This window comes from Streptomyces sp. NPDC001678 (assembly GCF_042892945.1).
Lineage (GTDB): Bacteria > Actinomycetota > Actinomycetes > Streptomycetales > Streptomycetaceae > Streptomyces.
This window is the reverse complement of the sequence record NZ_JBIAUP010000002.1, coordinates 111,813-128,258: the sequence shown is the minus strand read 5'-3', so window position 1 is coordinate 128,258 and position 16,446 is coordinate 111,813. Positions and strand designations below refer to the sequence as shown.

Annotated in this window: 16 protein-coding genes; 7 read left to right on the top strand and 9 right to left on the bottom strand. The window is 70.9% G+C overall.

Going from position 1 to position 16,446, the window contains the following annotated elements:
- Positions 1 to 6: 6 nt before the first annotated feature.
- Positions 7 to 1,401 carry a cysteine--tRNA ligase gene (gene cysS / locus ACFYZR_RS04090; RefSeq protein ID WP_391904697.1) on the bottom strand — a complete coding sequence of 465 codons (1,395 nt, stop codon included), beginning with the start codon at positions 1,399 to 1,401 and terminating at the stop codon, positions 7 to 9.
- A 249-nt stretch (positions 1,402 to 1,650) separates the two neighbouring features.
- On the opposite strand from cysS, the gene ACFYZR_RS04085 reads away from it, so the two are divergent.
- Together ACFYZR_RS04085 and ACFYZR_RS04080 are read left to right on the top strand one after the other, a co-directional pair.
- Positions 1,651 to 2,787 carry an acyltransferase family protein gene (locus ACFYZR_RS04085; RefSeq protein WP_391904694.1) on the top strand — a complete coding sequence of 379 codons (1,137 nt, stop codon included), beginning with the start codon at positions 1,651 to 1,653 and terminating at the stop codon, positions 2,785 to 2,787.
- A gap of 243 nt (positions 2,788 to 3,030) precedes the next feature.
- Complete coding sequence (locus ACFYZR_RS04080) at positions 3,031 to 4,200, top strand: acyltransferase family protein (RefSeq protein WP_391904691.1); 1,170 nt, start codon at positions 3,031 to 3,033, stop codon at positions 4,198 to 4,200.
- A gap of 17 nt (positions 4,201 to 4,217) precedes the next feature.
- Here ACFYZR_RS04080 and ACFYZR_RS04075 read toward each other — a convergent pair whose 3' ends face one another.
- The 4 genes from ACFYZR_RS04075 to ACFYZR_RS04060 form a co-directional block, all read right to left on the bottom strand.
- On the bottom strand, positions 4,218 to 4,619 hold the full coding sequence (locus ACFYZR_RS04075; RefSeq protein WP_391904688.1) for a PPOX class F420-dependent oxidoreductase: 402 nt from the start codon (positions 4,617 to 4,619) through the stop codon (positions 4,218 to 4,220).
- A 240-nt stretch (positions 4,620 to 4,859) separates the two neighbouring features.
- Positions 4,860 to 5,351, bottom strand: a complete 492-nt coding sequence (ispF, locus tag ACFYZR_RS04070) for a 2-C-methyl-D-erythritol 2,4-cyclodiphosphate synthase (protein ID WP_391904685.1) — start codon at positions 5,349 to 5,351, stop codon at positions 4,860 to 4,862.
- On the bottom strand, positions 5,341 to 6,144 hold the full coding sequence (gene ispD / locus ACFYZR_RS04065; protein WP_391905981.1) for a 2-C-methyl-D-erythritol 4-phosphate cytidylyltransferase: 804 nt from the start codon (positions 6,142 to 6,144) through the stop codon (positions 5,341 to 5,343). Before ispD ends, ispF begins: the two co-directional genes overlap by 11 nt.
- A gap of 311 nt (positions 6,145 to 6,455) precedes the next feature.
- A complete protein-coding gene (locus ACFYZR_RS04060) occupies positions 6,456 to 6,938 on the bottom strand; it encodes a CarD family transcriptional regulator (protein ID WP_009716930.1) in 483 nt (160 codons plus the stop codon).
- A 582-nt stretch (positions 6,939 to 7,520) separates the two neighbouring features.
- On the opposite strand from ACFYZR_RS04060, the gene ACFYZR_RS04055 reads away from it, so the two are divergent.
- On the top strand, positions 7,521 to 8,210 hold the full coding sequence (locus ACFYZR_RS04055; protein WP_391904682.1) for a DUF461 domain-containing protein: 690 nt from the start codon (positions 7,521 to 7,523) through the stop codon (positions 8,208 to 8,210).
- 77 nt (positions 8,211 to 8,287) lie between these two features.
- Here ACFYZR_RS04055 and ACFYZR_RS04050 read toward each other — a convergent pair whose 3' ends face one another.
- On the bottom strand, positions 8,288 to 8,968 hold the full coding sequence (locus ACFYZR_RS04050; RefSeq protein WP_015035162.1) for a response regulator transcription factor: 681 nt from the start codon (positions 8,966 to 8,968) through the stop codon (positions 8,288 to 8,290).
- A 64-nt stretch (positions 8,969 to 9,032) separates the two neighbouring features.
- Entirely contained in the window at positions 9,033 to 10,328 is a 1,296-nt protein-coding gene (locus tag ACFYZR_RS04045) for a sensor histidine kinase (protein WP_391904679.1), read from the bottom strand.
- Between the two features lie 220 nt (positions 10,329 to 10,548).
- On the opposite strand from ACFYZR_RS04045, the gene phoU reads away from it, so the two are divergent.
- On the top strand, positions 10,549 to 11,238 hold the full coding sequence (phoU, locus tag ACFYZR_RS04040) for a phosphate signaling complex protein PhoU (RefSeq protein ID WP_391904677.1): 690 nt from the start codon (positions 10,549 to 10,551) through the stop codon (positions 11,236 to 11,238).
- A 348-nt stretch (positions 11,239 to 11,586) separates the two neighbouring features.
- Here phoU and ACFYZR_RS04035 read toward each other — a convergent pair whose 3' ends face one another.
- Positions 11,587 to 12,885, bottom strand: coding sequence for an MFS transporter (locus tag ACFYZR_RS04035; RefSeq protein WP_391904674.1), 1,299 nt, complete (start codon positions 12,883 to 12,885; stop codon positions 11,587 to 11,589).
- A 353-nt stretch (positions 12,886 to 13,238) separates the two neighbouring features.
- Positions 13,239 to 13,919, bottom strand: coding sequence for a hypothetical protein (locus tag ACFYZR_RS04030; RefSeq protein WP_391904671.1), 681 nt, complete (start codon positions 13,917 to 13,919; stop codon positions 13,239 to 13,241).
- 212 nt (positions 13,920 to 14,131) lie between these two features.
- On the opposite strand from ACFYZR_RS04030, the gene gntA reads away from it, so the two are divergent.
- From gntA to ACFYZR_RS04015, 3 genes are all read left to right on the top strand, one after another.
- Positions 14,132 to 14,815, top strand: a complete 684-nt coding sequence (gntA, locus tag ACFYZR_RS04025; protein ID WP_391904668.1) for a guanitoxin biosynthesis heme-dependent pre-guanitoxin N-hydroxylase GntA — start codon at positions 14,132 to 14,134, stop codon at positions 14,813 to 14,815.
- A gap of 345 nt (positions 14,816 to 15,160) precedes the next feature.
- Positions 15,161 to 15,364: an MbtH family protein gene (locus ACFYZR_RS04020; protein ID WP_391904665.1), complete on the top strand. Its 204-nt coding sequence runs from the start codon at positions 15,161 to 15,163 to the stop codon at positions 15,362 to 15,364.
- Between the two features lie 102 nt (positions 15,365 to 15,466).
- A complete protein-coding gene (locus tag ACFYZR_RS04015; RefSeq protein WP_391904662.1) occupies positions 15,467 to 16,402 on the top strand; it encodes an ornithine carbamoyltransferase in 936 nt (311 codons plus the stop codon).
- Positions 16,403 to 16,446: the final 44 nt, after the last annotated feature.

The window sequence follows — 16,446 nt, the reverse complement described above, 5'->3', positions numbered from 1 at the left end:
TGTCCCTCAGGACAGGGTCCAGCGGGGGCCGGCGGGGGTGTCCTCGATGCTGAGGCCGGACTGCTGGAGCTGGTCACGGATGGCGTCGGCGGTCGCGTAGTCCTTGCGGCCCCGGGCGCTCTCGCGCTGCTGGAGGACCAGCCTGACCAGGGAGTCCACCACACCGTGGAGATCGTCCCCACGGCCGGTGGCGGTGCCGGTCCAGTGCTCGTCGAGCGGGTCCAGGCCCAGGACGCCGAGCATGGCGCGGACCTCGGCCAGCCGGGCGACAGCGCTCTCCTTGTCATCGGCGGTCAGCGCCGAGTTCCCCTGGCGGACGGTGGTGTGGATGATCGCGAGCGCCTGCGGCACCCCCAGATCGTCGTCCATCGCCTCCGCGAACGCGAGCGGGACCTCCGTGGCGGGCTCGACGGGTCCGGCGAGCTCCACGACACGCTGCATGAAGCCCTCGATGCGGGCGAACGCCGCCTCGGCCTCGTGCAGCGCCTCCGGGCTGTACTCGATCATCGACCGGTAGTGCGGGGTGCCCAGGTAGTAGCGCAGCACGATCGGGCGCCACTGCTTGAGCATCTCGGAGACGAGCACCGAGTTGCCCAGGGACTTCGCCATCTTCTCGCCGCTGATAGTGACCCACGCGTTGTGGACCCAGTAGGCGGCGAAGTCGTCACCGAAGGCCTTCGCCTGGGCGATCTCGTTCTCGTGGTGCGGGAAGATCAGGTCCAGGCCGCCGCCGTGGATGTCGAAGGCGGTGCCCAGGTACTTGTGGGCCATCGCCGAGCACTCCAGGTGCCAGCCCGGCCGGCCGCGGCCCCAGGGGGTCTCCCAGCTCGGCTCGCCTTCCTTGGCGGCCTTCCACATGGCGAAGTCGCGCGGGTCGCGCTTGCCGGTCTCGCCCTCGCCGGAGGGCTGGAGGAGATTGTCCAGCTCCTGGTTGGAGAGCTTCAGGTAGCCGGGGAAGGAGCGCACGTCGAAGTAGACGTTGCCGTCGGCGGCGTAGGCGTGGCCGCGCTCGATCAGGCCTCGCATCATCTCGACCATCTCGGTGACGTGCCCGGTGGCGCGGGGCTCGACGGTCGGGGGGAGGCAGCCCAGGGCGGCGTAGCCGTCGTTGAAGGCCCGCTCGTTCTCGTAGCCGATCGACCACCACGGGCGGCCCTGGTCGGCGGCCTTCGCGATGATCTTGTCGTCGATGTCCGTGACATTACGGACGAACGTCACGTCGTAGCCGCGGTAGGCGAACCAGCGGCGCATGATGTCGAAGTTCAGACCGGAACGGATGTGCCCGATGTGCGGAGCGGCCTGTACGGTCGCACCGCACAGGTAGATCGAGACGCAGCCCGGGATCAGCGGGGAGAAGTCACGGATCTGCCGGGCGCTGGTGTCGTACAGGCGAATGGTCACGGCACCAGGGTAGTGGCCCCGAGGGGGTGCATCGCCCCTGGCGGCACGGGCTGACTCGATAACGGGTACGAGCCCGGAGCCCTACTGCGGCGGAGCGACAGCTTCCGCGAACCCGTCGCGGGTCTTTGACCTCTCCTTACTATCTGCACATGATAGGGGGCCGCGTGGTAGCTTCCCCGGCGGTCGTGCCTTCCCGGTCAGGCCTCCGATAAAACCAGCGAAATCCGGACACAGGACTCAGGAGGGACGTTGACGTCCTCCGTGACGGTGCAGCAGCGGCAGAAGGAACGTCCTGCCTCACCACTCCCGCGAATAGCGCCCAAGGGGAGACTCGCCGCGCTGGATGGCCTGCGTCTGCTCGCCGCCCTCATGGTCGTGCTGTACCACTACATCGCCTTCAACAGCGCCGCCTGGTCCATGCCGGCCACCGAGCGCTTCCCGGTGGCGTACGTGCCGGCGTCCTACGGGTGGCTGGGCGTCCAGCTCTTCTTCCTCATCAGCGGCTTCGTCATCTGTATGAGCGCCTGGGGCAGAAGCATCGGTGATTTCGCGACCTCGCGCGTCACCCGCCTCTACCCCGCCTACTGGTTCGCCGTGCTCGCCGCGACGGTCGTCGTCTCCATCTGGCCCGTGAACGGCGTCGGGCCCTCGCTGAGCGACGTCGCGGTCAACCTCACGATGTTCCACGAGCCGATGAAGGTCGCCCCCGCGGACGGGGTCTACTGGACGCTGTGGGCGGAGATCCGCTTCTACCTGCTCTTCGCGCTGCTCATCGCCTGGAGAGGGCTGACCTACCGGAACGTCGTCGGTTTCTGCGTGGTCTGGGCCATGGCCGCCGCCGTCGCCGCGGGCCTCGACGTCGACGCGCTGGACGCGGTGCTGATGCCGAACGACTGCTGGTTCTTCATCGCCGGCATGGCGTTCTACCTGATGTACCGCTACGGCCCCAATCTGCTGCTGTGGGGCATCGTCGCCGCGACCTTCGTGGCCGGTCAGCACTTCGCGTTCAACACCCACCACAACGTGCAGAAGTACGTGGGGCACAAGCTCCCGCTCTGGCCCACGGTGATGCTGCTCGCCCTGTTCTACGCCGCGATCGCGGCCGTGGCGCTCGGCAAGACGAGCAAGATCAATTGGCGCTGGCTGCCGACGGCGGGCGCGCTGACGTACCCGCTCTACCTGCTGCACGAGCGCATCGGCTGGACGGTGATCAAGGAGTTCGAGAACGACATCTCGCGCTACGTCCTCGTCCCCGCCCTCGTCGCGCTGATGCTGGTGGCCTCCTGGCTGCTGCACCGCTATGTGGAGCGCCCGCTCGCCCGCGCGCTCAAACGCGGCATGACCAAGGCGCTGGCCGACATGCGCGCGCCGCGCGAGCGCGTCTGACGACGCCGCCCGGCGGCTCTCCTCACGAGCCCCGCCCGCCCCACCGGCCCCGACGGCGGCCCCCCGGTCATCCGGGGGGCCGCCGTTGCTCCTTTCGGGGGACCCACCAAGGGCATCGGGCGGAAACCGGGAGACAGGCGGCCCGGCCGTGACGTTCGGTCACCCGCCGGGAACGCTCGGTGTGCCAGCATGCCTGGGTGGCCCGTAAGCGCAGCGGGCCGAGCGCCAACGGGAGAGGACGACATGCGTTTCGCCAGCGGCGGCGAAAACGATGGCGTCCGACCGGGTGGGCCTGGCCCCAGGCTCTGCATCCTGGACGGACTCCGTCTGCTCGCGGCCCTCATGGTCGTGCTGTACCACTACACGAGTCTGAACGGCGGCTGGAACCGCGACCCGCGCCTGCTGTTCCCGGGCATCGAGCCGATAACGCGCTACGGCTGGCTGGGCGTGGAGATCTTTTTCCTCATCAGCGGCTTCGTCATCTGCATGAGCGCCTGGGGCAGATCCCTGGGCGACTTCGTGGTGTCCCGGGCCGCGCGGATCTACCCCGCCTACTGGGTGGCGATCCTGCTGACCGGCGGCGTGGTCATGCTGTGGCCGGAGGTCCGCTCGGTGGCGGGCCCGGAGACCGTGTTCACCAACCTGACCATGCTCCAGCACGGGCTCGGCGTCTGGGACGTGGACGGCGTCTACTGGACGCTCTTCGTGGAGCTGAAGTTCTACGTGCTCTTCGCCCTCGTCGTGGCCAGGGGCGTCACCTACCGCCGCTGCGTGATCTTCTGCGGCGTCTGGACCCTGGCCGCCGCCATCGCCCCGACGGCCGACAGCAAGCTCCTCACCCTGTGGGCGTCGCCCTTCGCGGCGCCGTACTTCGTCGCGGGCATCGCCTACTACCTCATGCACCGCTACCGGCCCACGGCCCTGCTCTGGGGCATCGTCGCCGTCTCGTACCTGCTCGCCAACCACCACGTGGCCAAGCGGGTGCACGACAACGCCAACCACGCGACGGCGCTCCTCCCCGCGCAGGTCATGGTCTTCGCGATCTTCGCGGTGATGGCGCTGGTGGCACTGGGCACCTTCGACCGGGTGCGGTGGCGCTGGCTGACCACGGCGGGCGCGCTCACCTACCCGATGTACCTGCTGCACCAGTACATCGGGATGACGATCATCTACGCGCTGCGCGAGACCGTCCCCCCGCTGCCGCTCGTCACCGGGCTGATCACGGTGATGCTGGGCGCCGCCTGGCTCATGCACCGCTACGTCGAGCGCCCGCTCGGCCGTCGGCTGCGCTCGGCGCTGCGCAAGGGCATGGAGGACATCCGCCACAGCGGGGCGGCGCCCGCGCTCGACGGACTGCCGCTGCTGAACGAGCCGCGGCGCTCCGACCGGGTGGGTGCCGTGCGACCGGACTGATCTACAGCCGGACTGATCTACAGGGAGCCGACGACCTTGCGCGGCGTGATGCGGACCACGACGCGCTGGGCGTCGTCCTTGGCGGCCGGGTTGAAGTCGGCGTAGTCCTTGCCGGTGTACTTCCGCGCCAGCTCGTCGATCAGCTCGTCCCCGCCCTCGGTGGTGATGCCGGCGGTGCCGCGCACCTCGGCGTAGGTGTACGGCGCGTTGGGCGGGTTGACCATGACGGTGACACGGGGGTCGCGGCGGAGGTTCTTCTCCTTGCGGCGGCCGACCGTCGTGGAGAACAGCAGGTCGTCGCCGTCGCGCTTGATCCAGGTGACGGAGAGCTGGGGGCTGCCGTCGGGCTGGACGGTGGCCACGGTGGCGAAGACGGGGTTGTCGTCGATGTACTTCTTGAGGTCCTCGGAGAGCGGCACGGGTTGTCCTTTCCGGGTGGGCGGGTGCGGGTCCGTGGATCTTTCCCCTGACCCGCCCCTTCCCGAAACCGGGGGGCGACCCCGGGCCCCCGTTCCGCGCTGCCGTGCGGTGTCCTGGGGCTCCGCCCCGGACCCCGGTCCTCAAACGCCGGACGGGCTGCTGTGCCTTGTCCTCAAACGCCGGACGGGCTGCTGTGCTTTGTCCTCAAACGCCGGACGGGCTGAAATCAGCCCGTCCCCCTACGCGCGGTACACGAGCGCCGTCGCCATAGCCGCAAGCCCCTCCGCCCGGCCCGTCAGGCCGAGACCGTCCGTCGTCGTCCCGGAGACCGCCACGGGGGCGCCCACGGCGGCCGAGAGCGCCGCCTGCGCCTCCTCCCGCCGTTTGCCGATCTTCGGCCGTACGCCGATCACCTGAATGGCGACATTGCCGATCTCGAACCCCGCCGCGCGCACGATGCGGGCAGCCTCCGTCAGGAGCGTGACGCCGGACGCGCCCGACCACTCGGGCCGGTCCGTGCCGAAGTGGGCGCCGAGGTCGCCGAGCCCGGCCGCGGAGAACAGCGCGTCACAGGCGGCGTGGGCGGCGACGTCGCCGTCGGAGTGGCCCGCGAGGCCGTGGCTCGCGCCCTCCCACTTGAGGCCCGCGCACCACAGCTCGCGGCCCTCCTCGAAGGCGTGGACGTCGGTGCCGATGCCGACCAGGGGCAGCGGCGGGCGGTCAGAAGCCATCGTTGGCCCTCCTGCGGGCGAGTACGGCCTCGGCCAGGACGAGGTCCAGCGGCCGGGTCACCTTGAACGCCTCCTCGTGGCCGGGCACGACCACGACCCGGACGCCGAGCCGCTCGACCAGGCCGGCGTCGTCCGTGGCGCCCTCGCCCTCCACGGCGACCTTCTCGTGCGCCTCGACGAGTACCGCACGGTCGAAGCCCTGCGGCGTCTGCACGGCCCGCAGCAGCGCCCGCTCGGGCGTGCCCACCACGGGCTCCGGCTCGCCGGCGCGCTCGCCGACGCTCGGCTCGACCTGCTTGACGGTGTCCGCGAGCGGCAGCGCCGGCACGACGGCGGGCGCGCCTTCACGGACGGCGGCGGCGACGGCGTCGACGGTGTCGACGGGCACCAGCGGCCGGGCCGCGTCGTGGACGAGGACGGCGGTGACGTCGGCGGGCAGGGCCGCGAGGCCCAGCCGGACGGACTCCTGGCGGGTCGCGCCGCCGGGGACGACCACGACGTCGGTGCGGGTGCTGTCGCGGTCGGCCAGCGGATGGGCGTCGAGGAGGTTGCGGACCTCGGCGGCGCCGTCCGGCGGGGCGACCACGACGACGAGCGAGACCGCCCGGGAGGCCGCCATGGCCCGTACCGCGTGGACCAGCATGGGGGTGCCGCTCAGGGTCCGCAGGGCCTTGGGGGCGCCCGGTCCGAGCCGCACGCCCCGGCCCGCGGCGGGAATGACGGCGGCGGTGCGCGAAAGGGGCTGGGAGAGAGTCTGAGAGCTGCCTCGATCAGACAATGGGTTGGCGTTCAGGTTTGTTTCCTTCGCCGAATTGGGTATGGCCTGGGGGTACCCCCTGCTCGAAGAGCTTGGGGAGTGCCGGGCGCGATGCCCCGACCAGCCCCTTCCGTGACGACTGGTCGGGCCGGCTGCCCGGGCCCGGCACGCCAAGCACGCGATGCACGAGCAAAAGCTGTAGAGCCCACAAAGCTGCAGAGCCCACAAAAGCTGTAGAGCCGAAGACGCCGCAGCGCCCGCCGGATGACTTCGGTCATCACGCGGGCACCGCGGCACTTCTATGAGTCCAGTTGCGGGGCACAGCCGCCGGCACCTGTGCTGTTACGTCAGGACGCGAGAACCTCGTCGAGCAGGGCCTCGGCCTTGTCCTCGTTGGTGCTCTCCGCGAGGGCGAGCTCGCTCACCAGGATCTGCCGCGCCTTGGCGAGCATGCGCTTCTCACCTGCGGAAAGACCGCGCTCACGCTCACGCCGCCACAGGTCGCGAACGACCTCGGCGACCTTGATCACGTCGCCGGACGCGAGCTTCTCGAGATTTGCCTTGTAGCGACGGGACCAGTTCGTCGGCTCTTCGGCGTACGGTGCGCGGAGCACCTCGAAGACCCGGTCAAGCCCGTCCTGGCCGACCACATCGCGAACGCCGACGAACTCGGCATTGTCCGCCGGCACCCGAACCGTCAGGTCACCCTGGGCGACCTTCAGCACCAAGTAGGTCTTGTCCACGCCTTTGATCTGGCGAGTTTCGATGGCCTCGATCAGCGCGGCCCCGTGATGGGGATAGACCACGGTGTCGCCAACCTTGAACGTCATGTGACAGGTACCCCTTCCGTGGCTATCCAGTCTAACACGGGAACTGCCCGTTCTGAATGGCGTTTCCGCAGGTCAGGGCATATCTCAGGGCTTGACAACAGCAACCGGAACGTGCTGCGGAGCCCTTCCGGAAGCAGGTATTCGCAGGTCGGAGCGGTTGTCCGGGTCAGGCGAAACGCGCACGTTACACCTGTCGGACAGGCCCCGCGAGCGGCCGAACGTCCCGGTTTGCCGGGCTCCGGTCGGCCGACTTCCGGTACTCCGTTCGGGGCGCGCATCCCTTCCGTACTTCCCTTCCGGAATTGATCAAGTTCGGCGTGATCAATTCCGGAAGGGCCTTCCCGGGACCTCTCGCATTCATTGCCGATATTCACTCGCGTCACCCGGCCGGACGTTCCGCGGCGGCCGGACTTCCGGCCGTCGCCGATATTCGGCCGTGGGGCCGTCGCGGCGCCGAGTTGACCATGGGGGCGGGTCGGGTGCGGGCGCCGTACGACGGCTCGGTAACCTAAGCCCGCTGACAAGACCCTTATCCCGTGCGTACCTCGTACGTGAACCCTCGTCCAAGGAGATGCCGCCGCCGTGAGCAGCAGCCTTCGACGCGGCGCTCTCGCCGCTTCCGCCCTCGTGGTCTCGATCGCCTCGCTCTCCGCCTGCGCCGCGGGCAACAAGGCGCAGACGCTGGAGGTCAAGCCGGACAACGCCGCCACCTCGGTCGGCGACATCAGGCTCCAGAACGTCAATGTGATCACCCAGCAGGACCTCAAGGCCGGTGGCCCGGCGGTCGTCACGGGCAAGGTCTTCAACAACGGCCGCAAGGACCAGGAGCTGCGCTCGATCAAGCTCACGGGCCTGGACTCGCCCGTGACGCTGACCCCGGCGAAGGGCTCCGGCCCGGTCGTCGTGCCGGCGGGCGGCTCGATCGTCCTGGGCGGCAAGGACAACCCCTCGGCGGTGCTGCCGAAGGGCCGCGAGGGCCTGAAGGACGGCGCGACCCAGCGGCTGTCCTTCGACTTCAGCTCGACGGGTGAGGTGAAGATCGCCGCGTTCGTCGTCCCGGCGAAGAGCTTCTACAAGGACTGGGGCCCCTCCCAGGCCCCCGCCGGCCAGCCGGGCGGCTCGCCGAGCGCCCCCGCGGGCGCGTCCTCGGCCCCGGCCGGGGCGGCCGCCGAGGGCCAGCCGCAGGGCGCCGGCCACCAGGCGGGCACCAAGCCGGGCGCGGGCGCCTCGGCCACCCCGCAGGGCGGCCAGCAGCAGCACGCGGGCCACTGACGGTGTGCGAAAGGGGCCCGGAAGCCTCGTAAGGCTTCCGGGCCCCCTTCGCATACCCGGGTTTACGGCTGCCCGGTTTACGGCTCGAACTTGTAGCCGAGCCCCCGCACCGTGACCAGATAGCGCGGCGCGCCCGGGTCCGGCTCGATCTTGGCGCGCAGGCGCTTGACGTGGACGTCGAGGGTCTTGGTGTCGCCCACGTAGTCCGCGCCCCAGACGCGGTCGATCAGCTGCATCCGGGTCAGGACGCGCCCGGCGTTGCGCAGCAGCATCTCCAGGAGGTCGAACTCCTTCAGCGGCAGGTCGACCTTGCCGCCGGCGACGGTGACGACGTGCCGGTCGACGTCCATGCGGACCGGGCCGGCCTCCAGCGCGGCGGGGGTGACCTCCTCGGGCTCGCCCCGGCGGCGCAGCACCGCGCGGATGCGGGCGACGAGCTCGCGGGAGGAGAAGGGCTTGGTGACGTAGTCGTCGGCTCCTATTTCCAGGCCGACGACCTTGTCGATCTCGCTGTCCTTGGCCGTCACCATGATCACGGGCACATTGGAGCGTCCCCGCAGCTGCCGGCAGACCTCCGTGCCGGGCAGGCCCGGCAGCATCAGGTCGAGCAGGACCAGATCGGCGCCGTTGCGCTCGAACTCGTCCAGCCCGTCGGGCCCGGTGGCCGCGACCGCGACCTCGAAGCCTTCCTTGCGGAGCATGTAGGACAACGCGTCGCTGAAGGATTCTTCGTCCTCGACGACGAGCACTCGGGTCACGAGGCGACCTCCGGTCGGTTCTCTGAGAAGTGCGGAGAGGGGGGAGAGAAGGGAGTGCCGGTGGTCACGGCCGGACCCCCGGCAGGGGGAGGTGCTCGTCGGCGCGGGTCGCGCCGACGGGCTCGTCTGGGGTGTCGCCGACGTCCCGGACCGGCCCGGGTCCGGACTCGTGGGCGATGCGCGAGCGGCCGTCCCGGTCGCGGTCACGGGCCGCGCCCGCCTCGGGCAGCCGCAGCGTGAACGTGGAGCCCTGGCCCTCGGCGCTCCAGACGGTGACCTCGCCACCGTGCGAGGCGGCCACGTGCTTGACGATGGACAGGCCGAGGCCCGTGCCGCCGGTGGCACGGGAGCGGGCGGGGTCGACGCGGTAGAAGCGCTCGAAGACCCGCTCGCGGTCCTTCTCGGAGATGCCGATGCCCTGGTCGGTGACGGCGATCTCGATCAGGTCGCCGCCGGGGGCGGCGACCCGGCGGGCGGCGATGCCGACGCGGGTGCGGGCGGGGCTGTAGTTGACCGCGTTCTCCACGAGATTGCCGAGGGCGGCGGCGAGCTGGCCCCGGTTGCCCCAGACGTGGAGCTCGGCGGTGCCTCCGGTGGCCATGGTGATCTGCTTGCTGGCGGCGCTCTGGCGGCAGCGGTCCACGGCCTCGGCGACGAGCACGTCCACCCGGACGGGCTCGGAGTCCTCCAGCGGGTCGTCGTACTGCACCCGGGAGAGGTCGATGAGCTCCTGGACCAGGTTGGTCAGCCGGGTGGCCTCTATCTGCATCCGGCCGGCGAAGCGGGTGACCGCCTCGGGGTCGTCGGAGGCGTCCATGACGGCCTCGGAGAGCAGGGAGAGCGCGCCGACGGGCGTCTTGAGCTCATGGCTGACGTTGGCGACGAAGTCGCGGCGGACGGCCTCGATGCGGCGGGCCTCGGTGAGGTCCTCGACCAGCAGCAGCACGAGCCGGGAGCCGAGCGGCGCGACTCTGGCCGACACTGCGAGCGCTTCGCCGCGCCCGGTGCCGCGCCGGGGGAGGTCGAGCTCGACCTGGCGTATCTCGCCGTCCCGGCGGGTGTCGCGGGCCATCTGGAGCATGGGCTCGACGGCGAGCTTCCCGCCGCGCACCAGCCCGAGGGCGTAGGCGGCGGAGCTGGCCTTGACCACGGCGTCGGCCTCGTCGAGGACGACGGCGGAGGAGCGCAGGACGGACAGGACGGTGTCGACGCCGGGCGGCAGCACGGCGTCGGTGTGCAGGGAGCTACGGGTGGGACGAGCCTGGTCGCGCTCGCTCCAGCGGAACGCCAGCATGGCGATCACGCCGGTGCACACTCCGGCGATCGCTGCCGCTGCGGCGACGGCCGCATCCAGGTTCATGAGTCAAGGTTATGCGGGCGCGCCGACACAGCCACAGCCAAATGGGGGGCACCTCGAACACCCGTTGCCAAGAGTTCACCTTGAGGCCAGCGCCGGTTCATTCCGGAGGCCGCCTGCCGTCTACGTTCCGGCCGGAACGTAGAGGTCACGGCCGGAATGGCGGCCGGCGGGAAGCCGCCGGGCCCGCCCCGGCGCTACCAAGGTGAGAGAAGGACGGGACATGCGGGACGCGTACCACGAGGAGCTGGATTCGATCGGCGAGGGCCTCGTCGAGATGGCCCGGCTGGTCGGCTCCGCGATCGGGCGCGCCACCACGGCGATCCTGGACGCGGACCTCAAGCTGGCGGAGTCGGTGATCGCGGCGGACGCCAAGGTCGACGACCTCCAGCGGGACCTGGAGGCCCGGGCGATCGCCCTGCTGGCCCGGCAGCAGCCGGTCGCCACGGACCTGCGGATCGTCGTCACCTCGCTGCGCATGAGCGCCGACCTGGAGCGTTCCGGCGACCTCGCCCAGCACGTGGCCAAGCTGGCCCGGCTGCGCTTCCCGGAGACGGCGGTGCCGCGCGATCTGCACTCCACGGTCCTGGAGATGGGCCAGCTCGCCCAGCGGCTGATGGCCAAGGCGGCCGAGGTGATCATCACCAAGGACGTGGACCTGGCGCTCCAGCTGGAGCAGGACGACGACGCCATGGACCTGCTGCACCGCACGCTCTTCCAGCACCTGATGGACGACCGCTGGCGGCACGGCATCGAGACGGCCGTCGACGTGACCCTGCTGGGCCGCTACTACGAGCGCTTCGCCGACCACGCGGTGTCGGTGGCCAAGCGCGTGGTCTACCTGGTGACCGGCGAGCACGCGGACGAGATCGTCCAGAGCGGCGGCACCCAGGGCGCGGTCGAGGCGGACTGACCTCCTACGCTCCCCAGCGCCCCTGCCGTGCGCCTTTACGCCCCCACCAATCCCGCACATGCGTACGTTGTGAGCATTGACGCTCGCCTCGGGTGGTCCTTGACTGGGTGGGAGGCAGACACCCCTTCGAGGGAGGAGACCGAATGAGCGGCTGTCAGTGTGGTCCTGGGTGCTCGTGCGGCTGCCAGAACGGCGGTTCGTGCCAGTGCGGCGGAAGCTGCTCCTGACGACTTCACGCACGTCACTCACGCATAGAGTCACGTAGAGACACGTAGAGACACGTAGAGAAGGGCCCCCGCCCGGCAGCCATCGGCTGCGGGGCGGGGGCCCTGTCCGCGTCCGGCGGTGCTACACGAGGCCGTCGACCGCCTCGCCCCGGTCCGCGGCGACGGGCTCGGAACCCTTTTCCCGCAGCTCCAGTTCGGCTCGCCGCCGGCCGCCCCAGCGGATCACGGGGCCCATCGCGGCCGACGTCACGACGAACAGCACGCCCAGCAGGATCCAGCCGGGGGCGCCCCAGTAGACGATCAGGCCCGTCAGCGCCAGCGGGCCGAGCATCTCGGCGACCGTCATGCCGTTGCCGAAGAACGCCTGGTACTGACCGGTCTTGCCCTTGGGGGCGAGGCCGAAGCTGACCTCCCATTCCCCGGCGGCCTGCATCATCTCGCCGACGACCATCAGCGCGGCGGCGACGATGAGCAGCAGGCCCGCCGTCCAGGCGGAGTCCCCGGCGGCGGAGAACGCGAACGCGAAGAACGCCGCGGCCAGCAGGAGGCTGCCGAGCAGGAGGTAACGGGCGGCGGAGGCGAGGTCCTTGACCCCGTCCGAGACCCGCACCTGGAAGAGGGCCACCACCACGGTGTTGAGCATCAGCATCACGGACAGCAGGGACACCGGCGCCGAGGTGTGCTCGCTGATCCACAGCGGCAGGGCGACGCTGACCAGGGGGACGTACAGCAGCAGGACGGTGTTCAGCACGCTGACGAGGACGTACGGGCCGTCCCGGAAGACCGACGTGCCACTCTTCTCGCCCCTCTCGCCCTTCGCGGCGGCGGGGGCCGCCGGGACGGGGGCCACGGCGGGCAGCCGGCTGAGGATGAACGCGGCGACCAGGAAGGCGATGGCGTTCAGGACGAACGCGGCGTAGTACGCCCCGCGCCGGTCGAAGAGCAGGACGAGGCCGCCGAGGCCGGCCCCGATCGTCATGCCCGCGTTGAAGCTGGACTGGACGTACGCGCGGACCCGGGTGACCTGGTCCTTCGGCACCAGGCCGGCGAGCAGCGCCTGTTCGGCCGCCGAACCGCCGCGCTGGCTCACCGCGTAGGCGCAGGAGGCGAGGACGAAGGGCACGAAGGAGCTGATGAAGGTGAAGGACGCGACGGAGAGGGCCGCGCACACGAACAGCACCACCGCCGTGCCCCGGGGGCCCGCGCGGTCGGCCAGATGTCCCAGCGGCACGCTCAGGACGAGCGCCGCCGACCAGCCGATGGTCAGGCCGAGGCTCATCTGGAACGGGGACAGCCCGACGATGCGGGTGAAGAACAGCGCCGCGCAGATGTTGTAGGCCCCGTCCCCCATGCGGCACACCAGCTGGGCGAGGGCCAGGCCGCGAGGCGGGCCGGGGGGCGGGATCAGGTCCTTTAACACGTTGCTCCTTCAGACCAGGCGGGCGGGCGCTCGGTGGCTCCTCGTCCGTGCGCGCGCACGGCGGTTCGTCCGGGGGCTCGGGGACGGACGCGGGCACGGCCCGGCGGGACGCGGCCCGCTACCGGGTGACGCCGGCGGGACTCACGACGCGCACGGCCGGCGGCCGGGAAGGGGGATCGCTCGTCGACCCCGCCCGTCACCCTCCGCCGACGTCTTCGGCGGCTCTCCCCGACCCACACCCGGTCGGAGTCGCAAGGCTGATCGGCCGGCCTCTGTGCGGCCCTGTATGACGGAAAGAAAGATAGGCGCAGGCCACGGACGCGCACAAGGCGCGATCCGGGCCGAAAGCCCGCTCAGTCGCCCGCTCGCCCGCCCGCGAGCGGCAGCGGCGTGAGGGTGATGTCGGGGCGCACCGAGGCCAGCACCCCGGCGACGGTCGCGCCGATCTCCTCGGTGTGGCCCGCGTCCTCGCCGGGGCAGCCGAGGACGACCAGCAGGGCCTTGCGGTCGTCCGCGCCGACCTGGCGTTCCGCGGAGTCGCAGTCGCGGCGGCCCAGCCAGGCGAACGGCTCCAGGCCCCCGTCGGGGCCCGGCACCCCGTAGACCAGGTCCCCGGCCGGAACCGGCCGGGAGCGGGAGGAGAAGGCCGGCACGATCCGTTCGCCGCCGGCGGCGCGGGCGACGACGAGGTCGCGGCCGTCGTCCTCCGGCAGCAGCCGGTGGAGGCCGATACCGGCGCCGTGCCGGAGCGTCGCCACGCTCACCGCGTCGACGACCGCCCCGTGGGAGCGCCAGCCGCGCGTCGACACCAGCGTCCGCAGGCGCTCGCCGGCCGGGACCACTTCGGGGTGGCCGAGGCCCGCGAGGAGTTTGCGGTACCCCTCCGGCAGGGGGGCCTCGGCGTCGTAGGCGGCGGCCACCCGCTCGGCGGTCAGGCCGTCGCCCCCGAGCAGCGGGGCGTCGGCGGTGAGCCACCAGGCGCGGGAGTGGTGCAGGCCCAGGGCGCGGGCCTCCGGCGAGACATGGAGCCTCATGCGATCTCCTCCGAGGGGAAGTTGAGTGGATACCGGACCGTCTTCCTCCGGACCGTCGCCACATAGCCGTCACATATACACCACTTGCCGGCGTTTGTTCACTCGACCGATCTTGTCGCGACAAGTCCCGAGGAATGCGCGCGACATGGCGCACGGCCGGACGCGAACACCATGGCCGCATGCACCGTCATGGCCACAGGGGGGAGATTGACGTGTCCGAGCACCTCGGTCAACGAGAGGACGAGATTCGTTCCCGGATCGGCGACTGGCTGCGGAGCGACCGATTCAGCTGCCTGGCGGGAAAGGCGGCCCTGCGCAGGGACTTGATCACTTATGCGGCGCTGGGCCCGCTCGGCGCGCCGGAGACGACCGCCGCCCTCCACCGGGAGCTCGAGGAGTACGTCTCCGAACAGCTCGGCCCGGACGAGAACTTCGCCACCTTCATCGCCGTCTTCGACGGCCCGGCCGGGCTCTCCGAGGAGAGGTTCGAGGCCGCCCTGTGGCAGCAGCTCTCGGATCTCCACGAGGTCGACCGGCAGCGGTACGCCTGGGCCCCGGAGGCGGATCCCGACCCGGAGTCCCCGCGCTTCGCGTTCAGCGCGGCCGGGCACCCGTTCTTCGTCGTCGGCCTCCACGACGGCGCCTCGCGGATCAGCCGCCGCTCCCCCCTCACCGCCCTGGCGTTCAACTCCCACCATCAGTTCGAGCGTTTGAAGCAGAGCGGTGTATACAGCGGCCTTCAGCGTCGCATTCGCGAACGCGAGATGCGCCTCCAGCAGTCGATCAATCCGAACCTGGACGAATTCGGCCTGTCGTCGGAGGCCCGGCAGTACTCGGGACGAACGGCGGAACCGGGCTGGACCTGCCCTTTCCGGCCAGTGACGGACGGAAGTTGAACAGCTCGGGCACTGCAGTCGAACAAATTGAACCAGGAATTCCGCACCTCTCGATCCAGCCATTATCCGGACTCCCCCTTTCCGCAGCGTAGTTGAGTGCTAGGGCATCACCACCACGCCAAACCGCAGGTCGGAGGCGGTTACTTCCGGCCACCGCGGACCACCCGCGCACACCGGCACCCCCGATAATGTGACCCATGCCATACCGGGGCCGTGTAACACCGTGGCAACCTGGCGCTCGCGGCAGCGGGGCCGATTCCTGACCGGAGTTCGCCGGACCCTTGCTCGGCCGGACATCCAGCGGGTCCCGCTCCGGACCCGCCTGCACCACGCTCGGGGGAGCCCATGACAGACGACCGGCGTTTTCGCGTAGTGATCAACGACGAGGAGCAGTACTCCGTCTGGCCCGCGGACGGTGAACTTCCGGCGGGCTGGCGCGCCGAGGGCTTCGAGGGCGTCAAGCGGGAGTGTCTGGCCCACATCGACTCCGTGTGGACCGACATGCGGCCAGCGAGTCTGCGCCGCCGCGCCACGGCTCCCACGTCCTGATTCCGTGCCGCGCGGCCCGGTGCCCGACCGGCGCGCGGCCGGGGATTCGACAGCGACACGAGTGACGGGACCGCCGTCCGGCGCCCGTCGTGAAAGGACATTGTGAACAGCGCTGCCGTGCGTCACCTGATCTCGACGAGGGACCTGTCCGACGCCGATCTGCGCGCCCTCGTCGAGAGGGGCGCCGAGTTCTCCCGTGGCTCCGTCCGTTCGGGGGACCAGCTGGCCGGGCTGGTCGCCGGGGTCCTCTTCCTGAAGACCTCGACCCGGACCCGTACGTCCTTCTCCGCCGCGGCCCTCCGGCTCGGCGCGAAGCTCATCTCCTACGGCCCCGACGACCTCCAGACCAACAGCGGGGAGACGCTGGAGGACACCGCCGAGGTGCTCTCCCGGATGCTGGACCTGCTCGTGGTGCGCAGCGCGGGCGACCCGGCGGACCTGCGGGCGTTCGCCGGCCAGTCGCGGATGGCCGTGATCAACGCGATGACCGCCGACGAGCACCCGACGCAGGCGATCGCCGACCTGACCACCCTGATGTGCCGCTTCGGCGCCATCGAGGGCCTGCGGATCTGTTACGTGGGCGAGGGCAACAACACCGCGGCCGCCCTGGCGCTGACGCTGAGCCGGTTCAAGGGGGTCCGCCTGGAGCTGCGGACGCCGCCCGGCTACGGCCTGGACCCGGCGACGCTGCGGCAGGCGCTGGTCAACGCGGAGGCCAGCGGGGCGCGGGTGACCGAGCTCCACTCGATGGAGCCCGCGCCGGCGGGCTTCGACGCGATCTACACGACCCGGTGGCAGACGACGGGCACCAGCAAGCCGGACCCGGGCTGGCGCGAGGTCTTCGCGCCGTTCCAGGTGACCACCGCGCTGTGGGACGGCAGCCCCGACGCCGTCTTCCTGCACGATCTGCCCGCCCACCGCGGCGAGGACGTCACCGCCGAGGTCCTGGACGGCCCGAAGAGCCTGGCCTTCGACCAGTCCGAGAACAAGATGTACGCGGCGATGGCCGTCCTGGAATGGTGCGCCGGCGCGCGCTGAGAGCCGGCGCCGAGCGCCGGGGTGAACACTTCGAAGCGGGGGAA

What these genes read in the sequence shown, in the direction of transcription:
- ACFYZR_RS04080 (WP_391904691.1), top strand. Translation starts at nt 3,031, where the DNA reads ATGCGTTTCGCCAGCGGCGGCGAAAACGATGGCGTCCGACCGGGTGGG.
- ispF (WP_391904685.1), bottom strand. Translation starts at nt 5,351, where the DNA reads ATGGCTTCTGACCGCCCGCCGCTGCCCCTGGTCGGCATCGGCACCGAC.
- ACFYZR_RS04060 (WP_009716930.1), bottom strand. Translation starts at nt 6,938, where the DNA reads ATGACGTTCAAGGTTGGCGACACCGTGGTCTATCCCCATCACGGGGCC.
- ACFYZR_RS04045 (WP_391904679.1), bottom strand. Translation starts at nt 10,328, where the DNA reads ATGAACCTGGATGCGGCCGTCGCCGCAGCGGCAGCGATCGCCGGAGTG.
- phoU (WP_391904677.1), top strand. Translation starts at nt 10,549, where the DNA reads ATGCGGGACGCGTACCACGAGGAGCTGGATTCGATCGGCGAGGGCCTC.
- ACFYZR_RS04030 (WP_391904671.1), bottom strand. Translation starts at nt 13,919, where the DNA reads ATGAGGCTCCATGTCTCGCCGGAGGCCCGCGCCCTGGGCCTGCACCAC.
- ACFYZR_RS04020 (WP_391904665.1), top strand. Translation starts at nt 15,161, where the DNA reads ATGACAGACGACCGGCGTTTTCGCGTAGTGATCAACGACGAGGAGCAG.